This window comes from Actinoplanes oryzae (assembly GCF_030757795.1).
GTDB lineage: Bacteria > Actinomycetota > Actinomycetes > Mycobacteriales > Micromonosporaceae > Actinoplanes.
Genome location: NZ_JAUQWH010000026.1, coordinates 1 through 20235 on the forward strand (window position 1 = coordinate 1; position 20235 = coordinate 20235).

A 20235-nucleotide genomic window follows, 5' to 3' on the forward strand; every position below is an offset into this window, starting at 1 on the left:
CCCGGTCGAGGGCTTCGTCCGACGACACGCAGCCCCCGGGTGGCCATGCGCACTGTGATGAGCGTCTCCACCTCGGGCCCGTCGCCCCATGCGAGCCGGCCGCGCTTGAGCCGCTCGTCGACCGGGCGGGGCAGATCGAGGACCGGCAGCAGCTCCCGCCAGTACGCGTTGTAGCCGCAGCTCAGATCGGTGAACCGGGTCCGGAACAGGACGTTGACCACCCGGCTGAGCAGGGCGTGCGCCGTGCGCTCGGCCGGCAGGGCGTCGCGGTGTGCGCCCCCGTGGCGGAAGCGCGACCCGTGGGCCGCCTCGGCGCCGGACAGCAGTGCGTCGACGAAGCGGGGGATCTCGCCGGGGTCGGCCGACCCGTCGGCGTTGAGCGTCACCACGATGTCGCTGGTGGCGGCGGCGAACCCGCAGGCCAGGGCGTTGCCCTTGCCGGATCGGGTCTGGCGGACGACGACCGCGCCGGGGCGGACCTCGCGGGCGACGGCGACGGTGTCGTCGTCGGAGCGGCCGTCCACGACGATGACCTCGTCGACGGGCGGAAGGTTCTCGAGCACGAGGGGCAGGTTGTGCTCCTCGTTGAGGGCCGGGATGACGACGGTCACGGTCGGTGACTGCATGGTGTGCGACGGGGCCGGGCGTCGCGACGAGGGAGGCATGGGCGGTGGCTCCTCGGCGGCGGTCGGATCGGTGGGCGGCTCACAACTTATCAACTGACTACGGTCGGTCAACCTCGCGGGCACGTTGTGCTTAACCGGTTCAGATGAGGTCACGATCCACTACGGACGGTGAAACCTCCGCGGGTGACACGGAGCGGCGGTAGGGTCGGCGGGAGTCGCGTCGCGGAAGGGAACCACACCCGTGAAACTGGGTCTGCACATCAACAACTTCACGTGGCCGGGTGGGCCGTCGCGGCTCGGGCCGCAGCTCGCCGACGTGGCCGCGGCCGCGGACGAGGCGGGGTTCGACCGGATCAGCGTCATGGACCATGTGTGGCAGATCGGGGTGCACGGGCCGCCGGAGCACGAGATGCTCGAGGCCTACACCGCGCTCGGCTTCCTCGCCGCCCACACCCGCCGGGCCAAGCTGCTCACCCTGGTGACCGGCGTGACCTACCGCTACCCGGGCCTGCTCGCCAAGGCCGTGACCACGCTCGACGTGCTCTCGGGCGGCCGGGCCATGCTCGGCATCGGCGCCGCGTGGAACGAGGAGGAGTCCCGCGGCCTGGGCCTGTTCTTCCCGCCGACGGCCGAGCGCTTCGAGCGGCTGGAGGAAACGCTGCAGATCTGCCTGAAGATGTTCCACGGCGAGGAGGCGGCCTTCGAGGGCAAGCACTACCAGCTCGGCCGCCTGCTCAACTCCCCGCTGCCGATCAGCCGCCCGCACCCGCCGATCCTCATCGGCGGCGGGGGCGAGAAGAAGACGCTGCGCCTCGTGGCGAAGTACGCGGACGCCTGCAACCTCTTCAACTCTCCGGACGTGGAGCGCAAGCTCGACGTGCTGCGGCAGCACTGCGAGACCGAGGGCCGCGACTACGACGACATCGAGAAGACCGTCGTGCTGCAGCTCGACCCCGGCGCCGAGGGGGAGAAGGTCGAGCAGATCGTCGCGGACGCCACCCGGCTGGCCGGGCTGGGCTTCACCGTCGCCCACGGCGGCATCGCGGGCGCGACCGATCTGCGCAAGTTCGAGATCATCCAGTCGCAGGTCGTCCCCGCGATCGAGGCGCTATGAGCATCGCAGCGGTCGTCTTCGACCTGGACGGCGTGATCATCGACACCGAGGAGGTGTGGGAGGAGGTCCGCCGCGGCTACGTCGCCGAGCACGGCAGGGAGTTCCTGCCCGACACCCAGACCCGCATGATGGGCATGAGCACCCCCGAGTGGTCGGCCCACCTCAGCGAGGAGGTCGGCGTCCCGCGCACCCCGGAGCAGGTGGCGCAGGACGTGCTGGGCCGCATGGCAGAGCGCTACCGCGCGTCGGTGCCGCTGATCCCGGGCTCGGTGGCCGCGGTGCGCCGGCTCGCGGAACACTTCCCGCTGGCCCTCGCCAGCTCGTCGGCCCGCATCCTCATCGACCAGGTCCTCGAGACGGCCGGCCTCACCGACGCCTTCCGCACGACACTGTCCACCGAGGAGGTCCCCCGCGGCAAGCCCGCCCCGGACGCCTATCTCGAGGCCACCCGCCGCCTCGGCCTCGACCCGGCCACCTGCGCGGCGGTCGAGGACTCCAGCAACGGCCTCCGCTCGGCGGCCGCCGCGGGCCTCGCGGTGATCGCCGTCCCGCACGGCGTCTATCCCCCCGCCGAGGACGCCCTGGCCCTGGCGAGCCTGGTCCTGCACAGCCTGGACGACCTCACGATCGAAGCCGTCGAGAAGCTGCGCTGACCCCCGCAAGCCCTCGGCCGCTGAGGCCGAGCCGTGCCGTTCGGGAAGGTCCCGCCACGGCGAGCCGGTGCCGGTAGAGCTGCGGGCCGAACGTCGGTGGACGTCCACCGCGTGAGCCTTTGGCCTTGCGGTGGGCGTCCTGGTCGCTCTTGCTCGGGATGCACGCTTCGATCCCTGTGAGCGTAGATATCGGCGGCTGCCGGTGCTGGTAAAGGCCTTATCGGCCAGCACCAGCACCGGACCGGGCTCGGCCGACACCGAGCCTGCTGACTCAAGGCGGCGCAGCACGGGGATGAACTGCGGGCTGTCCCCGCGGTGCCCGGCACCATGCACCCCACCGGGTGGTTCCTTCTGCAGGTGCCCGCCTGCAGTGCTGACAAGAGAAAGGAACGGGGCCGGCACAGCCCACTGCGCGTCGGTCAGGTCGTGCCGCCTCGTCACCGCTAATGTCGGCGTACGGGTTGCAGCGCAGAGCCAGGTACGCCAAATGTGCACAGGCTGGGCGGGTAGCGCCGCGGAAGTCGGGGCACCGGCCCGCTCCGGCGAAACACGCCAGCCGCTCACCATGAGTAACTAGTAGGCGTGGGCTGCCGCCCGGATCGCGGCAGATCCGGATGCGCCAACCCCGGCGGCACCTAGCTAGGCTCGTGCACCGGGAACGGTGGATCCGGGAAACGCGCATCACAGCCATCGCACAACGTGAGCTCAACGGTTCGCCATTCACGCAGCTTCGCGGGAGCGCCGCACCACTCGCACACAGTTTGGGAAAGAACTCCGAACGTGGCAGTGACTCTATTCAATTCGGCTGCCTCTTCGAGCGACCACTGCGTGTGCCCTCTGACCCACCTGCGCGGAAACGCCTGGTACGAGAGCTCGCCATGACTCTGTTTGATGTCCAGGAGCTCATACTGGGGGAAGCCGGCCAAGAGTCGTTCGTGGCAGGTCTCAACGAGTGCCCGCCATCCCTCGCCAACCCACGCAATCTCGAAGTCGCCGCCCCGGCCATGCAGCCGCAGCCTCTTGAACAACTCAGGGCTGTTGACCGGATCGAGACACCACATGATTCAAGCCTCCCACGCGATCGGACAGGCTGCGCGCGCTCATCGACACCAGTCAGCCGCGGGACGGCCCCGACCTATGTGATACGGCGTGATGGCTCACCGCCGACTGCTGAGCATGACCAGTGGCGAATCCGTACGCCGGTCCGTTTACAGCGGGCCGTCTACCCGGCGTACGTGGGCCGGGTCCAGGTGAAGTTCGTGCGCGCCGTAACACTCATTCGTCAGTGTCGCGACCTCCTGGCCGCATGGACAGACGAGGTTGTTACCGAACTGGCCGGACATTCCGCAGCAGCCAGTCCCGATGCGTTCGCTGTCCGGATGCGGTCGCAATGCGGACGCGTCATCCGGATGGATCACTACGGTATCGACCGAACCGGCGGAGACCAGGAACCCGTCGCCGGGACCTGCCATGACCAGGCCAGGCATGGCGTCGGGTACATCGTCCGGGTTCGGAGCCGGCACAAAAGGCGCCCCGAACGGGTCGGGACCTACGGCGTAGTGACCACGGGGCACCGTGGACGGCGCGGGACCTCGGCCTTCGTGGCCGGGACGAACCAAGGGACTGTCCAGCGTCGCAAGTGGCGGCGTCAATCGACGATTGCATCGACCGCATACGAAGACCACCACGTCCAAGATCGTAGCTTGATCGAAAGGCGCCAAGGCATTGTCGCCAGCATGGTCAAGTGCTCGCACATCGGCAAATCCGGACGCCGCCGGGTCGACCAACATGACGGACTGTAGTTGGCCGTGGTCGAGTCAGCTCGGTCGCGAGCTCTCGGCTGCACTCGTAGCCTTCGATCAGGCGGCGGCGGGGGTTGGGGTGGGGTAGTCGGGCAGGTCGATGCGGGCGCCGCGGTCGTCGGCGATGGCCATGGTCAGGCGCATCACCCAGGGTTGGTTGTAGAGGCCGTTGCGCAGGCGGATGCCGCGGGCGGTGCGTGGGGCGAGGAAGCGGCCCGTGGTGTCGCCGCCCCGCTGCGCGCGCCGGGCGAAGGCCGCCATCCGCCGCTGGTAGCGCGGCAGGGCCACGGCGTGGTCACCGCCGGCCGCGGCGAGCTCGCCGGCCAGCACATAGGCCCCGACCAGCGCCGTGCCGTTGCCCATGCCCCCGATCGTCGCGCCCCACGCGGCGTCGCCCACGAGGGCGATGCGGCTGCGGTGCCAGGTGGGCACGTCGACCCGGCAGATGCTGTCGAAGTAGAAGTCGCCGGCGGTGCCGAGCGCGGCCAGCATCCGCGGCACCTCCCAGCCCAGCCCGGCGAACCGCTCCCGCACCAGCCGCTGCTGCGCGGCGACGTCCCGGTGGTCGTAGGCCAGGGGCTGCGGCGCCGAGAACGCCACGAAGGCGCCGTCGTCGCCGGTCGCCGCGAGCCGCCCGGGCACGTTGTAGTGCAGCGTCACCCGTGACGGCGACGCCTCCCCGGGCCGGGCCGGCAGGTCCCACCCCGCCACGTAGTAGCCGAGGTGCCGCACGAACGCCGCCTCCGGCCCGAAGGTCAGCCGCCGCACCGTGGAGTGCACGCCGTCGGCGCCCACCACCAGATCGAACTCGCGCTCGGCGCCGCTGCGGAACGTCGCCCGCACGCCGCGCGCGGTCTCGGTGAGCGCCGTGACGGTGTCGCCGAAGATCCACTCGGTGCGGTCGCCGCTCGCCTCGGTGAGGATGCGGGACAGGTCGCCGCGCCGCACCTCCAGGTCGCCGCCCGCGAAGTCCGGCGGCATCTCCATGAGCCGCCGGCCCCGCTCGTCGACGAACCGCATCGTCGTGCCGCTCGTGGCCGCCGCCCGCAGCGCGCCGGTCACCCCCATGCGGTCGAGCAGCCCGAGATGCACCGGCCCGCGGTAGTCGACGGCGCTGCCCCCCGTGCGCAGCGCCGCGGCCAGCTCCACGACCGTCGGCCGGAACCCGTGGTGGCCCAGCCACCAAGCGAGCGCGGGCCCGGCCAGCCCCGCTCCGGAGATCAGCACACGCAGACTCATGACGCCCCCCGAGAAACTGTGTCCGATGGCCTCAATTTCCTCTGTGTACGGTAGAGACAGTTCTCGCGGAGCGCAAGGCGGCTTGATGACGATCGACTTCTTCTGGCACGAGCGGCCCCGGTCCACCCGGGGTCCCAAACCGGCGCTGACCCTCGGCGCCATCGCCGACGCGGCCGTCGCGGTGGCCGACGCGGAGGGCCTGGCCGCGGTGTCGATGCAGCGCGTCGCCGCGGAGCTGGGCTTCACGAAGATGTCGCTCTACCGCTATCTGCCGGGCAAGGCCGAGCTCGTCGCGCTGATGCTGGAGCGGGCGATCGGCGCGCCGCCGGAGCTGACGCCGGGGGAGTGGCGCGCCGGGCTGGAGGAGTGGTCGGCGCTGCTGTTGACCCGCTATCTCGCGCATCCCTGGGCGGTGGAGGCCACGGTGGGGCGCCGGCCGCTGGGGCCGTTCGAGCTGGGGTGGATGGAGACCGCGCTGGCCTGCCTGGCCGGGCTGCCGCTCACCGGCCCCGAGCGCCTGGACACGATCGCGGTGCTGGTCGGCCACGGCCGCATGCTCGCGCAACAAGCCGGGGCCATGCCCGGCACCGCCTCCGTGGCGGACCCCGAGGACGAGATGCTGAGCGCCATGGGCGCCGTCCTGCGCACCCATGGCGACCGTTTCCCCCGTCTCCGGGAAGCGGTCAGCGAGCCAGGGGACGCGAACCAGGCCTTCGACTACGGCCTGGCCCGCATCCTCGACGGCATCGAGGTCCTCGTGCGCAGACGCTACGAAGAACGACAGGTGACCCGGTCCGGGTGATCGTCCCAGCCGACGGATCCGGCGTAGCGTCGCGGCGGCGTACCCATGATGCGTTTGAACGCGGTGCTGAAGGCGTGCTCGGACTCGTACCCCAGGGAGCCGGCGATCCGGGCGATGGTGTCGTCGCTGTGCTGGAGGCGCTCGGCGGCGAGCATCATCCGCCACCGGGCCAGGTAGGCGATCGGGGTCTCGCCGGCGCGGGCCCGGAAACGCTCGGCGAAGGTCGAGCGGGACATGCCGGCGGTCGTGGCGAGCTCCCGGACGGTCCAGGAGCGGGCCGGGTCGGCATGCATCGCGGCGAGGGCGGCATGCATCCGGGGGTCGGCGAGCGCGGCGAACCAGCCGATGTCGTCCGGTCCCGGCGCGGCCAGGTAGAGGCGCAGCGCCTGGACCAGCATCATGTGCGCGAGCTGCTGGGCCATCAGGGCCGAGCCGGGGCGGGGCTCGCGGAACTCCTCCATCATGAGCTCGATCGACCAGCGCAACCGGGCCCGGTCGTCGGAGGTCTTGACCACCATGAGCGGGGGCAGGTCCTGCAGCAGCAGGTCGACGTGCGGACTACCGGCCTCGAAGCGGCTGCCGACCAGATAGACGTCCCCGCCGCCGTTGTAGGTGACAACCTTCCCGCTGCGGTCCGGGTCGAGCACCGCGGAGGAGCGCACCGGCTCGACGTCCGCTGCGCTGCCGATGACGGCGGTCCGGCCGGTCGGCAGCACGAAACAGGCGCCTTGCCGGAGAAGCACCGGCGCGGCGCCGTCGATCGTCAGCCAGCAGGAGCCCTTGACGACCGCGTAGCACTTGATCCGGCCGGCCAGGTCGTCGAGCTCCAGCGCCCAGTCGCCACCGGCGTCGAATCCGGCGGTGATGTAGCTGCGCGGCCTCAGCAGCGCCAGTACCTCGCTCAGCGGATCCACCACGCCTCCGGACGATCGCGTACAAACGATGGACTTTTCAGCATAGGACGTACGGCCGAGGCGACCTAGATTCGGATCATGACAACGATCGGCTTCATCGGCAGCGGACGGATCGGCGGCGCGCTCGCGCAGCTGGCCGTCGCCGCCGGACACGACATCGTGCTGAGCAACAGCCGTGGACCGCAGAGCCTGCGGGAAACGGCGGCCCGGCTGGGCTCCCAGGCACGCGCGGCGACCACCACCGAGGCTGCGGCGGCCGGTGACCTGGTCGTCGTGGCCATCCCGGTACGCGCATACCGGCAGGTGCCGGCCGAGGCGCTGCACGGCCGGGTCGTCATCGACACCCTCAACTACGATCCGGTACGCCAGGGCGCTGTTCCCGAGATCGAAGCCGGCGACATCCCGCCGCACCTGCTGTTGCAGGCGCACCTGGCGGACGCTCACGTGGTCAAGGCGTTCAGCACCGTGTTCTTCCGGCACCTGCCGCAACTCGCCCGCCCGGCCGGCGCCCCCGACCGCAGCGCCGTGCCCATCGCGGGCGACTCCACAGTGGCCAAGGCGGCAGTCGCCACCCTGATCGACTCGCTCGGCTTCGACGCCTTCGACGTGGGACCGCTCGCCGAGAGCCGCCGGTTCGCGCCGGGCACCCCCGCGCACCTGGCCTATCTCGATCCGGACGGCATGTTCGCCGCCCCCGGCCGCCCCGCCTCCGCCGCCGATCTGGCCGCGCTTCTGGAACGGGCGGACCGGCGGTGAAGGCGGCGGTCGTCACTGCGTACGACGCAGCGGCCGAGACGATGGCCGCGACGGTGTCGCGCCGACCCGATCCGACCCGCCCCCTCACCTGGGTGAACCTGGGCGAGACGGCCGGACCGCGCCCGCTGCGCGACGTCGAGCATGCGTGGTCGCGGCCGGCCGACAGCAGCAAGCGCATCGTCATCCACTGACCAACATGGATGGATGGCAGGTGGTGCGCGGATCCGCCGGGTGGGCTCGCATGCGGGTGGATCAGGGTTTGTCGATGTCCAGAACGAAGCCGCCGTTCCGCACGACCGGGATCGCCAGGACGTCACCGCGCCGGACGATCCGCTGCTCGCGGTGCAGGTTTTCCGCGTAGATCCCGGCGGTGAACCGGCCGGGTCCGAGCATGTCCAGCGGCACCCGGACGGCCCGCGCCTGTCCGGCGACGATGCCGCCCACACACCACCGCGTCCCGGTGCGCCGCGCGATCACCGCGGACTCGCCGGGCGTACCGCCGAGCAGGCGGGTCTCGTCCCACGCCGCCGGCAGCGAGCTGAGCAGCCGCAGGGCCTCGGGCCGTGCCTCGTAGGCCGCCGGCTCGTCGGCGAGATGCTGCCAGCCCGACTCGAAGACGACGGCCAGCGCGAGCTCGTGCGCGTCGCTGGTGTCCCGGCCGGCGACGCTCCACGTCACCGGCGTGTAGTCCATGCTGCCGACGACGTTTCGCGTGTACGGCAGCACGGTCGTCGCCGCGGCCCGCAACGGCGGCCACTCGGCGCCGCGGACGGCCTCGGACGTCATCACGTGCGGCCACGTCCGCTGCATGCCGCGCGGCACCGTCGCCCCGTGGAAGTTGACCATCAGCCGGTGCGCCGCGGCCGCCGGCAGGATCTCGTCGTAGAACCGGAACCGCGCCTGGCTGTCCGAGTCCAGGAAGTCAATCTTCAGCCCCGCGACGCCCCACTCCCGGAACTGTGGCAGCCGTGCCGGGTCGAGCTCCGTCCACGGCACCCACAGCACGATCCCGACGCCGCGGTCCCGGGCGTGGCGCACCAGGGCGGGCACCCAGTCCGCGGACCAGCCGGCATCGACCAGCACGTACGGCCAGCCGTGGCGCGCGGCGAAGTCGACGTACTGCCGCTGGCGGGCCGGGTCGGCGGGGCTGTCCGGTTCGGTCAGCCACGACCAGGCGACGATGCCCGGCCGGATCCACGAGGTGTCGGCGACGCGGGAGGGCGGGGCGAGGTCGTCCACGAGCCCGGACCCGGTCACGGTCGCCAGGTCGCCGACGACGGCCACGCGCCACGGTGTGCGCAGCGGGCCGGTCGCGCTGATCGCCGGGTCGGCCAGCCTGATCCCGTACGTCCCCGAGCCCGCCCGATGCGTCAGCCGCGCCCCGTCGTACCGTCCGTCCACATCCGACTCGGTCAGCAGGACATAGGCCGGCCCGACCCGGAACAGGGCCGGGAACCCGTACTCGCCGGTGGCCGCGGCGTCCGAGGTCGTCGTCACGCGGGTCGCCTCGTAGTTGACGGTGTAGGGCAGCAGCCACGCGGGGGAGCCGGGCGGCAGCGTCCACGACGAGAACTCGCCCGTGACAGGCCCGCCGTCCGGCAGCACATAGCGGTAGGCGGCCCCCTCGGCCGAGACCCGCACGACGACGTCGAGCCCGGCGAACCGGACCGTCAGCTCGGCGAGTGTGACGTCCCGCGCCCGCTGCTTGCCGGTCGTGCGGGTGTAGCGCTCCCGGACCGTACGCCTGCTGTGCGACACGTACGAGTGCCCGCTCAGCACGTTGACGCCGATCGGCGCGGGCGGCAGCACCCCGTCGATGCCGAAGCGGAGCCGGCCGTCCGCGTCGAGGGCGAGCCGGGCGGTCAGGCGCCCGTCCGGCCCGGTGACCGGCCAGCTCGCCGCCGTCGCCCGCGCGGGTGCGGGCGAGTCGGCGGCGAGCGTGGCGGTCGCCGCTGTCAGTCCGAGCAGGGTGCGCCTCCGCATGGGGGCCCACTCTGACACGGCTTCTTGTGAATCAGCGCGGCAGCTCGTACTCCGGGCGATCCCCTGCCGTGATGCCCGTGCCCGGCACCGTCCTGGCGGCGGCGGAGGTGGCCGGCGTGAGGGTCACGCGACCGGCGACCGGCAGTGTCAGCGTGCTGCGGGCGAGATCCACGTCGATCGTCGCACCGGTGTTCGGCGCCTCGGTGAAGCGCGCGTCGCTCTGGGTCAGCACCAGGCCGAGCGTGTGCCCCGCCGCCACCGTCGTGTCGTACGCCGCCAGCGGCACCTCGATCGAGTACCACCGCCCCGGCGTCAGCGGCGTGGTGAACCGCAGCGACACGTGGTGCGCAGCGTCCTGCCAGCCCCGGGTGAGCACGGCGTAGTCACTGGTCACCACGCGCTCGGCCACGTCCCGGTAGCAGGCGTCGTCGAAGGAGGTGGACTCCCCGAAGCACGACTCCGTCGCCAGCGTCGTGACACCCTCGCCACGCCCGTAGTCGACCCGGGCCGCGGTGCCGTAGTCGACCAGCTTCGCGGTCAGTTGCGTGGTCGGCCGGTCGACCCGGACGCGCAGGGTCACCGACGGCGTGCCCGACAGGCGCAGCGGCTCGGTGAGCGGACCCCACTGGAACGCCAGGCGCCCGGGCACCGTGGCGGCCGGATCGGCGGTCGCCGCCGCCTCGGACAGACCCAGGTCGGTCGTGCTCGCGATGCCCTGCCCCAGCCGTACGGTCGTCGGCCGCGCACCGGGCACGGGCCAGTCGGCGAACGGAGTCAGCACGCCCGGGCTGGTCTCGATCGTCGCCCGCGGTTCCCGGTCGATGCCGTTGGGCAGGCCCTGCAGCCACCGGTCGAACCACTGGTGCAACGTCTCGACCCAGGCGTCCCGATCGAGGTCGAACGGGTCGACGTGTCCGGTCTGGTGCAGCCAGATCTTGCGCGGGACGCCCGCCTCGGCCAGCGCGTCCCACCACTTCGCGAACTGCGGCGTGCCGACGTTGAGGTCGTTGACCCCGTGGACGACGAGCACGCTCGCGCGCACCTTCCGCGCGGCGGGGCGATAGTCCCGTACGCGCCAGAAGCCGTTGTAGTCCCCGGTCTCCTCGGCGCTGTTCGTGTCGAGGCCGGCCGTCACGGCCTGGCACTCGGCGAGCCGGTCGCTGACCACGCCCTGCAGGTACTCGGGGTAGTCCGTGGAGCGGAGCACGCCGTTGTAGCGCATGTAGTCGTACCAGCTGGAGATCGCCGCGATGGGCACGATCGTCGCCAGGCCCTCGACCCCGGTCGCCGCCACGCCGTTGGCGATCGAGCCGTCCCACGACTTGCCGATCATGCCGACCTTGCCCGTGGTCCACGCCCGGGCGGACACCCGGCTGCCGTCGGCGGCGAAGGCGACTCCGCGCCCGTTGAGCCAGTCGATGACCGCCTTGGCCCCGGCGACCTCGTGCGGCCCGCCCACGTCCTCGCAGCCGGTGGACCGGTTGGTCCCGGGCAGGTCCACGGCGGCGAACGCGTAGCCGCGCGGGACGAAGTAGTTGTCGTAGAAGAGCGGTGCCTTGGTGATGACGCCGTTCGCGTCGTACTCCTTGAGCTCGCTCTCGTTGCCGCGGCCGCAGCAGGCGTAGTAGGGCGAGGCGTCCATCACCACCGGCACCTTCACGCCGGGGGCCGTGCGCGGCCGGACCAGGTCGACGGCGACGCGGTCGGGCACGCCGTCGAGGTCGGCGTCGTCGCGGGTCTGCACCCAGACGCTCTCGCGGATCGCGGTGCCGTAGTCGTAGACGGGCACTGTCTCCAGGCCGCGGATGTGCGGAGGGGTGGCGGGGGCGGCGTGCGCGGGCGCCGCCCAGGCCAGGGCCGCGACAAGCGCGCCGGCCGCGACGAGGGGCGTGATACGGGGCATGAACTCACCTTCCGGTCGGATGATGGATCCATGCCATTCAATCGGATGATGGCTGAGGCCGGGCTCACAGGTGTGAGAAAGCTTCGGGTCGGGTAGACCGCGGCCGACTCGCACAGGAGGTGCCCATGAACCTGCTCGCCGCCGAGGGCCCCGGGCTACGACTCGACCTCGATGTCTTCGACTACCTGATCCTCGCGATCTACTTCGCGACGGTCCTGGGCATCGGCCTCGCCGCCCGAAGAGCCATCAGCACCAGCGCCGACTTCTTCCTGTCGGGGCGGGCGATGCCGGCCTGGGTCACCGGCCTGGCGTTCGTGTCGGCCAACCTGGGCGCGCTCGAGATCATCGGCATGGCGGCCAACGGCGCCCAGTACGGCCTCATGACCCTGCACTACTACTGGATCGGCGCCGTCCCGGCGATGGTCTTCCTGGGCATCGTGATGATGCCGTTCTACTACGGCTCGAAGGTCCGCTCGGTCCCCGAGTTCCTGCGCCGCCGGTTCAACACCCCGACGCACCTGCTCAACGCGATCATCTTCGCCGTCGCCCAGGTCCTCATCGCGGGCGTCAACCTCTACGCCCTCGCCCTGATCCTGGACGCGCTGCTCGGCTGGCCGCTGTGGGTGTCGATCGTCGTCGGCGCCGCGATCGTGCTCTCCTACATCACCATCGGCGGGCTCTCCTCGGCGATCTACAACGAGGTGCTGCAGTTCTTCGTGATCCTCGCGGGCCTGCTCCCGGTGACCATCGTCGGCCTGGTCAAGGTCGGCGGCATCGACGGCCTGTTCGACGCGGTCCGCAACAGCGACCTGGGCGACGCGGCGCTGCACACGTGGCAGGGCACCGCGAACTCCGGCAACCCGCTGGGCGCCAACTGGATCGGCATCGTGTTCGGCCTCGGCTTCGTGCTGTCCTTCGGCTACTGGACGACGAACTTCGCCGAGGTGCAGCGCGCGCTCTCCGCGAAGGACATGAACGCCGCCCGGCGTACGCCCATCATCGGCGCCTTCCCGAAGCTGCTCATCCCGATCGTCACCGTCATCCCCGGCCTGATCGCCATCGTGACCGTCAAGGGTCTCGGTGCCGCGTCCGGCGATCTGACGTACAACAACTCGATCCCGCTGCTGATGCGCGACCTGCTCCCGAACGGCGTGCTGGGCGTCGCGGTCACCGGCCTGGTCGCCTCGTTCATGGCCGGCATGGCGGCGAACGTCAGCGGCTTCAACACCGTCTTCACCTACGACCTGTGGCAGACCTACGTCCGCAAGGACCGCTCGGACGAGTACTACCTGCGCGTCGGCCGGATCGCGACCATCGCCGGCATCATCATCAGCATCGGCACGGCGTTCATCGCCTCCGGCTACGACAACATCATGAACTACATCCAGGCGCTGTTCTCGCTGATCAACGCACCGTTGTTCGCGACCTTCATCGTCGGCATGTTCTGGAAGCGGATGACCGCCCCGGCGGGCTTCTGGTCCCTGCTGCTCGGCACGCTGTCGTCCCTGACGCTCTACCTGCTCTACCTGGGCGACGTCGTGACGTTCAACTCCGACCTGGAGGAGAGCTTCTGGGGCGCGGGCCTCGCCTTCGTCACCGCCGTCGTGGTCGCCGTGCTGGTCACCCTCGTGACCAAGCCGAAGCCCGAGAACGACCTGCGCGGCCTGGTCTACGGCCTGGCCGGCAGCTCCACCTCCGGCGACGTGATCCTCGCCGCGGACAAGGTCTGGTGGCGCAACCCCGCCCTGCTCGGCGGCATCGCCGTCGTGCTCGCCTTCGTGCTCTACATCCCGGTCTGGTGACCGGGGAACCGGGAAGGAGTTGTCATGGCTGACGACGAACTGATCGACAAGACCGAGAAGCTCGAGGGCAAGTCCTCCGCCGCGCGGCTCTTCGACGTGCGGGTGGTGATCGGCGGCCTCTTCGTGATCTACGGGGTGATCGTGGCGCTGCTCGGCGCGTTCGACTCGCCGGCCGAGATCGACAAGGCGCAGGGGGTGCGCATCAACCTGTGGATGGGCCTGGTGATGCTCGGCCTCGGGCTGCTCTTCCTGCTCTGGACCTGGTGGCGGCCCACGAAGGTGCCCACCGAGGGGCAGCGCGAGAACTGAACGGCAACCCGGCTCGCCCGTTTGATGGAGAAGACGGTGCGAGCCGGGTGCAGGTCGGTTGCACCCCCTCCCCGAACCTTCCAGTGCGGAAGCGGGGTTCCGATACTTTGGGGCATGGAACCCCTCGCCTCAGTGAGCCTCGCCACGGGAGCCTCGCAGCGCTCCCCGGGCTGGCAGATGCAGCTACGTGTTGACTATGTCGTCAACAGGGTCATGCAGACACATCGCGGGCAGTCCGAGGATGCTGTCAAGCAGGCCATTCAGGATCAGCTCCGGAGCTTCGGCGTCGTGCCGAACGGCCGGCAGATCTCCCAGTACGCCACCGCGATCAGTCAGCTCCCACTGCTGCCGCCCAACAACGGGTGACTCAACGGGCCGTCCGGCGAGCAACGCCGCTCAGCCGGCCGGGAACCGCAGAATCCGGTCGTCGCCGTCCCTCGCGTCGCCGCGACCGTCGGTGTTCGAGGTGGTGAGCCACAGCGCCCCGTCCGGCGCGACGGCTACGGTTCGTAGCCGCCCGTAGCGTCCGGACAGCTCGGCCTGCGGCTCACCACCGGACAGCGGGACGGTCCACAGCCGCTCGCCCCGCAGCGCCGCGACATAGAGCGTGTCGCCGGCGATCGCCGCCCCGCTCGGGGAGGCCTCGTCGGTGCCCCACGTGGCGATCGGGTTCACGTACCGGCTGTCGTCGGCGGTGCCCTCGACCTCGGGCCAGCCGTAATTGCCGCCGGGCGTGATCTTGTTGATCTCGTCGAAGCGGTTCTGCCCGAACTCCGCCGCGTACATCGTGCCGTCGGCGGCCCACGCCAGCCCCTGCACGTTGCGGTGGCCCAGGCTCCACACCGGCGAGCCCTCCCGCGGGTTGCCCGGCGCCGGGTCGCCCTCCGGGGTCAGCCGCAGGATCTTGCCGTTGCTGTCGCCGGCGTCCTGGGCGGCGCCTCCCTCGCCCGCGTCGCCGGTGCCCGCGTAGAGCATGCCGTCCGGCCCGAACGCGATGCGCCCGCCGTTGTGGATGCCCGCCTTGCCGATGCCGTCGAAGATCACTTCCGGCCCGGCGTCGCTGCCCAGCTCCCAGCGCACGATCCGGTTGTCCGACTGCGCCGTCAAGTACGCGTACACGAACCGCGTCGCGGCGAAGTCGCGCGCCACGGCGAGCCCGAGCAGGCCGCCCTCGCCCTGCGCGCTCACGCCCGGGACCTCGTACACCCGCCGGGGTTGATCTGTCCCCGGCCGGACCTGCAGCACCTCGCCGGAGTCCCGCTCGGCGACCAGCGCGCTGCCGTCCGGCAGAAAGGCCAGTCCCCACGGCGTCTCCAGACCCGTCGCCACCGTCTCCGGGTGGCCCAGATCGAGGGTTGTCGCGGGCGAGGAAGCCGGATTTGCCGGTGATGCCACGGGCGTGCTGGATGCGGCAGCCGGTGCGGTTGGGGCGGAAGAGTCGGAACACGCGGTGAGCAGGGCCGCGCCCGCCGTCGCCGCAGCCAGTGCCCAGCGTGTGGTCGAGGTCATCGCTCCACGGTGCCCGGGTCGGCTGAAAGAAAACTGAAGGTTACAGCGCGTAAGATCTTGACACTCCTCCGTCACTGCCGGAAGGTCCACACACGACCTTCCCTACCTGGAGGATCCCTGATGAGACCAGCCCGCTGGGCGACCGCCTGCGCGCTCTCCCTGGTGACGGCAGCCGCTGCCGTCCTGCCCGGGATCGCGCCGGCCGCCGCGGCCCCTGCCGACGACACGCTCGGCGTGTACACCGGCACGCTGGACGCGGCCCAGTTCGAGAAACTCCGCGCCGCCGGCATCGACCCCGCCGAGGCGGCGGTCACCGACGCCGGGGGCGGCAAGCTGAGCGTCGAAACCATCCTCGGCCCGCGTCAGGCCGAGTCGTTGATCGCGGCCGGGGTGCCCCTCGCCGCCAAGCCCGCCACGGCGAGGAAGCGCGCGGCCGCCGCACCGGCCGTCTTCCGTCCGTACAACACCGCCGGCGGCATCCGCGACGAGCTCGCGCAGGCCGCCGCGGCCCACCCGCGCATCGCCGAGCTGGAGACCGTCGGCAAGTCCACCCGCGGCGTCCCGATCCAGGCCGTCAAGGTGACCAAGGGCGCGCGCAGCCTCGCCGACGGCCGCCGCCCGGCCGTCCTCTACCTCGGCACGCAGCACGCGCGCGAGTGGATCACGCCGGAGATGACCCGCCGGCTGATGCACTACTTCCTCGACAACTACGGCAAGGACGCCACGGTCACCCGGCTCGTCGACACGACCGAGCTGTGGTTCCTGCCGGTCATCAACGTCGACGGCTACGACTACACGTTCACCGAGGGCCACCGGCAGTGGCGCAAGAACCTGCGGGACAACAACGGCGACGGCCAGATCACCGCGGGCGACGGCGTGGACATCAACCGCAACTTCCCCGAGCGCTGGGGCTACGACGACGAGGGCTCGTCGTCCGACCCGGCGAGCGAGACCTACCGCGGCCCCAAGCCCGCCTCCGAGCCGGAGACCAAGGCGCTCGACGGGCTGTTCCGCAAGGTCGGCTTCGAGTTCATGATCAACTATCACTCGGCGGCCGAGCTGCTGCTCTACGGCGTCGGCTGGCAGGTGGACACCCCGAGCCCCGACGACGAGATCGCCGTGGCCCTGGCCGGTGACGACGCGAAGCCCGCGGTCCCCGGCTACGACCCCGACCTGTCCGCCGAGCTCTACCCGACCAACGGCGAGACCGACGGCCACGCCCAGGTCCGGTACGGCACCATCGGCTTCACGCCCGAGATGAGCACCTGCCAGACGGCGTCCGCGCTCGACCCCGCCGACCAGTGGGACCCCGCGGCGTGCGAGAGCATCTTCACGTTCCCGGACGACGAGAAGCTCATCCAGCAGGAGTTCGCCAAGAACGTCCCGTTCGCGCTCTCGGTCGCGCAGTCGGCCAAGGACCCCGCCGACCCCGTCTCCACGGTCGGGCGCACGACGCCGGACCTCAGGACCGACCCCTTCACCCTCTCGTACGGGACCAGCCAGCAGGTGGCAGTCACCGCGAAGCGGGAGCTGGGGCCGGTGACGCTGCACTACTCCGTGAACGGGTCCCGCGCGCGGACCGTCCGGGCCCGGGAGTGGAAGGGCGGCGAGCGCTACGGCGGTGAGCTGGACAAGTACTTCGCCGAGGTCCGGGGCACCGTGCCCAGGCAACGCTCCGGCGACAAGGTGAAGGTGTGGTTCACCGCGGGCCGCAAGACCTCCGCGTCCTTCACGTACACCGTGGCGTCGAAGATCGGCGGCGACGTGCTGGTGCTGGCCGCCGAGGACGTCACCGGCGTCTCCCCGGCCGCGACCGACGGCGCCGTCACCGCCCGCTACGCCGACGAGCACGTCGCCTCGCTGCGCAAGGCCGGCTACCGCGCCGACGTGTACGACATCGACGCCCGCGGCGGCGTGGCCCCGCACCCGCTCGGCGTGCTGTCGCACTACCGGGCGGTCGTCTGGGAGACCGGCGACGACGTCATCCCGCGCGTCACCGGCCAGCCCGCCGGCACGGCCGCCCGGGTGGCTGTCCAGACCGAGCTCGCCGTGCGCGACTACCTCAACGAGGGCGGCAAGCTGCTCTACGCCGGCAAGAACGCCGGGCTGGCCGCGAGCGGCGCGGCCGGGACGTTCTCCTACAAGCCCGAGGGCCCGGGGGAGTGCCTCGACCGGGCGGACGCGGCGTGCCTGCCGATGGTGAACGACTTCGAGCAGTACTACCTCGGGGCGTACTCGTACATCGACGGCGGCGGCGCCGGACCCGACGGCAGCCCCTACCCCGTCACTGGTACGGCCGGAAAGTTCCAGGGCTTCACGGCCCAACCGGGCGCCGGGCACACGGCCGCGTTCCTGGCCACGTCCAGCTCGCTGCCGCCGGCGCGGTTCCCGCAGTTCGCGAGCTCGAAGGGCGCACTGGACTGGCAGCTGCCGGGCGCGCAGCCGTACGACCCGTTCGAAGGCAGCTGGTACCTGTGGAGCGGCCAGGCCGACGCGTCGTACAAGCGGCTCACCCGCACGGTCGACCTGACCGGCGCGACCGCCGGGCACCTGAAGTTCGCGACGTCCTTCGACACCGAGGCGAACTGGGACTACCTGTTCGTCGAGGCGCACGAGGCCGGCACGGACACCTGGACGACGCTGCCCGACGCCGGCGGCCTGACCACCACGGCGACCGGTGACAGCTGCGCCGGCGGGGTGGTCGAGCTGCACCCGTTCCTCGCCCACTACCAGGGCGCGGACTGCTCGCCGACCGGCACGACCGGCACCTGGAACGCGGCGAGCGGCAACAGCGGCGGCTGGAAGCAGTTCGACGCCGACCTGTCCGCGTACGCGGGCAAGCAGGTCGAGGTCTCCATCACGTACATGTCCGACTGGGGCACGCAGGGCCTCGGCGTCTTCCTCGACGACGTGCGCGTCGAGGTGGGCGGGGCCACGGCCGCGCAGACCGGCTTCGAGACCGACCTCGGCGGCTGGACCGTCGCCGGGGCGCCCGCCGGCTCCCAGGGCAACACGTCCGACTGGGCGCGCAGCCAGTCGGCGTTCGACATGGGCGCGGCCATCTCCACCACCGACACCGTGTACCTCGGGTTCGGCCTGGAGACGCTCACCCCGGCGGCCCGGGACGATCTGGTCCGCCGCTCCCTGAAACACCTGCTCCGGTAATTCCGCTCTTTCGGCGCCAATCCGCCGAAGAGTGCCCCGCGCCGCGCGTTCCGTCGACGACAATGCGTCCGAGACATGAGCGCGCGGCGCGGTCGCGTGCGGGACCTCCGGCCTCCGGGGGCCGGGGGTGCCTCGAGGGGCGGAGACATGCGCGTGCGAGCACACCGCCGGCCGCTGGGGGCCGCGTTCCTGGCTGTCGTGACCACGCTGGCCACGGCGCTCGCCCCGGGGTCCGCCGCGGCGGCCCGTCCCGCTTCGTCGCTCACGTGGCAGCCGTGCGCGGAGGACAGGACGGCACAGTGCGCCACGCTGCGCGTACCCGTGGACTGGTCGGACCCCTACGGCCCGGCGGTCGGCGTCGCCGTGGCCCGGCGTCCCGCGGCCGACCCGAAGGCGCGCATCGGCGCGCTGCTCGTCAATCCGGGCGGCCCGGGCGGCTCGGGCGTCGACTTCGCGCTGGACAGCACCTACGTGTTCGGCGCCGCCGTGCGCCGCCGCTTCGACATCGTCGGCTTCGACCCGCGCGGGGTGGCGCGCAGCAACCCGGTCGTCTGCTCGTCCGCGCTGCTCGCCGCCGGGCCGTCCGTGATGATCTCCAACGCCCGGTCGTACGCCACCAACGTCGCGTTCAACCGCCGGCTCGCCGCGGACTGCGCCAAGCGCACCGGGCCGCTCTACGGGCACACCGACTCGCTGAGCGTCGCCCAGGACATGGACGCCCTCCGCGCCGCGCTCGGCGAGCAGACCGTCAGCTTCTACGGCGCCTCCTACGGCACCCTGCTCGGCGCCCAGTACGCGGAGCGCTATCCCCGGCGGGTCCGCGCGCTGGTCCTCGACGGCGTGATGGACCACAGCCGGAACGCGGGCGCCTTCCTCGCCGACGAGACCGCGGCCGCGCAGGACTCCTTCGACGAGTTCGTGGCCTGGTGCGACCGGAGTACGCAGTGCGCGGTGCACGGCCGGGACGTGCGTGCCCTCTGGGCGGCGCTGCTGTCCCGGGCCCGCCGCGGCACGCTGCGCGACCCGTTCGACCCGGCGTCGAAGCTCGGCGTGCAGGAGCTGCTCGGCGTCGCCCTCGGCTCGTTCTACGACCCGCAGTGGCACTCCTTCGGCGTCTATCTGCGGGAGGCGACAGCCCTGGCCCGGAGGGCTCCCGCCCCGGTCACCGTGGCCGAGTTCAGCTTTCCGGCGGTCTTCTGCGACGACTGGGCCGGGCCCGCCGACGGGTGGGCCGGGCTACGGCTGCGGCTCGCCCGGCTGAGCCGCGCGTACCCGCAGATGCCGGTGTCGCCGCTGGGCATGACGTCGATCGCCAGCTGCGTCGGCGACCCGCTGACCACCGACAATCCCCAGCGGCCGCTGGGCCCGGCGCGCACCGGCCCGATCCTGGTGCTCAACTCGCGGCACGACCCGGCGACGCCGTACGCGTGGGCCCGCTCGGTCGCCGATCAGCTCGGGCCGGTGGCGACCTTGGTCACATACGAGGGGTGGGGCCACACCGCGTACGGCCGGACGCCCTGCGTGCGAGGCGTGGTGGATCGCTACCTGCTGACCGTGGTGTCCCCGGCCGCCGGCACGTCCTGCCCCGGCGTCGAACCGTCGGCTGGCGGTGTCGGCGCCGCCCGGCGGGGGTATCGTTAGCCAGGCTAAGCACCTGG

At 71.7% G+C, this 20235-nt stretch carries 16 protein-coding genes and 1 pseudogene; 10 read left to right on the plus strand and 7 right to left on the minus strand.

What is annotated here, in order from left to right; translation table 11 throughout:
* Positions 1-611, minus strand: a 611-nt coding sequence (locus RBH18_RS11720) for a glycosyltransferase family 2 protein (RefSeq protein WP_306206824.1), incomplete at its 3' end; no start/stop codon positions are given.
* Between the two features lie 256 nt (positions 612-867).
* Here RBH18_RS11720 and RBH18_RS11725 point away from each other — a divergent pair.
* Entirely contained in the window at positions 868-1740 is an 873-nt protein-coding gene (locus RBH18_RS11725; protein WP_306206826.1) for an LLM class F420-dependent oxidoreductase, read from the plus strand.
* The gene (locus RBH18_RS11730; protein WP_306206827.1) at positions 1737-2393 is read left to right on the plus strand and encodes an HAD family hydrolase; all 657 of its coding nucleotides are present in this window, start codon (positions 1737-1739) and stop codon (positions 2391-2393) included. The genes RBH18_RS11725 and RBH18_RS11730 overlap by 4 nt, the downstream gene beginning before the upstream one ends.
* A 55-nt stretch (positions 2394-2448) precedes the next feature.
* On the opposite strand, the pseudogene RBH18_RS44245 reads toward RBH18_RS11730, so the two are convergent.
* Together RBH18_RS44245 and RBH18_RS11740 are read right to left on the minus strand one after the other, a co-directional pair.
* Positions 2449-2756: pseudogene (locus tag RBH18_RS44245) on the minus strand (transposase); the annotation flags it as partial.
* A gap of 1496 nt (positions 2757-4252) precedes the next feature.
* Positions 4253-5434 (minus strand): FAD-dependent monooxygenase, encoded by a 1182-nt coding sequence (locus RBH18_RS11740; RefSeq protein WP_306206829.1) that lies wholly within the window; start codon positions 5432-5434, stop codon positions 4253-4255.
* A gap of 85 nt (positions 5435-5519) precedes the next feature.
* On the opposite strand from RBH18_RS11740, the gene RBH18_RS11745 reads away from it, so the two are divergent.
* Entirely contained in the window at positions 5520-6236 is a 717-nt protein-coding gene (locus RBH18_RS11745) for a TetR/AcrR family transcriptional regulator (RefSeq protein WP_306206831.1), read from the plus strand.
* On the opposite strand, the gene RBH18_RS11750 is transcribed toward RBH18_RS11745, so the two are convergent.
* Positions 6203-7150: an AraC family transcriptional regulator gene (locus tag RBH18_RS11750; protein ID WP_456237626.1), complete on the minus strand. Its 948-nt coding sequence runs from the start codon at positions 7148-7150 to the stop codon at positions 6203-6205. The genes RBH18_RS11745 and RBH18_RS11750 overlap by 34 nt on opposite strands.
* A gap of 78 nt (positions 7151-7228) precedes the next feature.
* On the opposite strand from RBH18_RS11750, the gene RBH18_RS11755 reads away from it, so the two are divergent.
* Together RBH18_RS11755 and RBH18_RS11760 are read left to right on the plus strand one after the other, a co-directional pair.
* Positions 7229-7906, plus strand: coding sequence for an NADPH-dependent F420 reductase (locus RBH18_RS11755; RefSeq protein WP_306206835.1), 678 nt, complete (start codon positions 7229-7231; stop codon positions 7904-7906).
* Positions 7903-8097: a hypothetical protein gene (locus RBH18_RS11760; RefSeq protein WP_306206837.1), complete on the plus strand. Its 195-nt coding sequence runs from the start codon at positions 7903-7905 to the stop codon at positions 8095-8097. Before RBH18_RS11755 ends, RBH18_RS11760 begins: the two co-directional genes overlap by 4 nt.
* A 61-nt stretch (positions 8098-8158) precedes the next feature.
* Here the strand turns inward: RBH18_RS11760 and RBH18_RS11765 are convergent, their stop codons facing one another.
* Both RBH18_RS11765 and RBH18_RS11770 read right to left on the minus strand, forming a co-directional pair.
* Positions 8159-9889: a glycoside hydrolase family 97 protein gene (locus tag RBH18_RS11765; protein ID WP_306206839.1), complete on the minus strand. Its 1731-nt coding sequence runs from the start codon at positions 9887-9889 to the stop codon at positions 8159-8161.
* Positions 9890-9920: 31 nt separating this feature from the next.
* Positions 9921-11792 carry a Xaa-Pro dipeptidyl-peptidase gene (locus RBH18_RS11770; protein ID WP_306206841.1) on the minus strand — a complete coding sequence of 624 codons (1872 nt, stop codon included), beginning with the start codon at positions 11790-11792 and terminating at the stop codon, positions 9921-9923.
* A gap of 125 nt (positions 11793-11917) precedes the next feature.
* On the opposite strand from RBH18_RS11770, the gene RBH18_RS11775 reads away from it, so the two are divergent.
* The 3 genes from RBH18_RS11775 to RBH18_RS11785 all read left to right on the plus strand — a co-directional run bounded on the left by RBH18_RS11775 (position 11918) and on the right by RBH18_RS11785 (position 14269).
* Positions 11918-13594 (plus strand): sodium:solute symporter family protein, encoded by a 1677-nt coding sequence (locus RBH18_RS11775; protein WP_306206843.1) that lies wholly within the window; start codon positions 11918-11920, stop codon positions 13592-13594.
* 24 nt (positions 13595-13618) lie between these two features.
* A complete protein-coding gene (locus RBH18_RS11780; protein ID WP_306206845.1) occupies positions 13619-13903 on the plus strand; it encodes a hypothetical protein in 285 nt (94 codons plus the stop codon).
* 114 nt (positions 13904-14017) lie between these two features.
* Positions 14018-14269, plus strand: a complete 252-nt coding sequence (locus RBH18_RS11785; RefSeq protein WP_305786886.1) for a hypothetical protein — start codon at positions 14018-14020, stop codon at positions 14267-14269.
* A 30-nt stretch (positions 14270-14299) separates the two neighbouring features.
* Here the strand turns inward: RBH18_RS11785 and RBH18_RS11790 are convergent, their stop codons facing one another.
* Positions 14300-15412, minus strand: a complete 1113-nt coding sequence (locus tag RBH18_RS11790) for a PQQ-dependent sugar dehydrogenase (RefSeq protein WP_372338904.1) — start codon at positions 15410-15412, stop codon at positions 14300-14302.
* A gap of 120 nt (positions 15413-15532) precedes the next feature.
* Here RBH18_RS11790 and RBH18_RS11795 point away from each other — a divergent pair, with 120 nt between their 5' ends.
* Positions 15533-18577, plus strand: coding sequence for a M14 family metallopeptidase (locus tag RBH18_RS11795; RefSeq protein ID WP_306206850.1), 3045 nt, complete (start codon positions 15533-15535; stop codon positions 18575-18577).
* Positions 18578-18724: 147 nt separating this feature from the next.
* The gene (locus tag RBH18_RS11800) at positions 18725-20218 is read left to right on the plus strand and encodes an alpha/beta hydrolase (RefSeq protein WP_306206851.1); all 1494 of its coding nucleotides are present in this window, start codon (positions 18725-18727) and stop codon (positions 20216-20218) included.
* Positions 20219-20235: the final 17 nt, after the last annotated feature.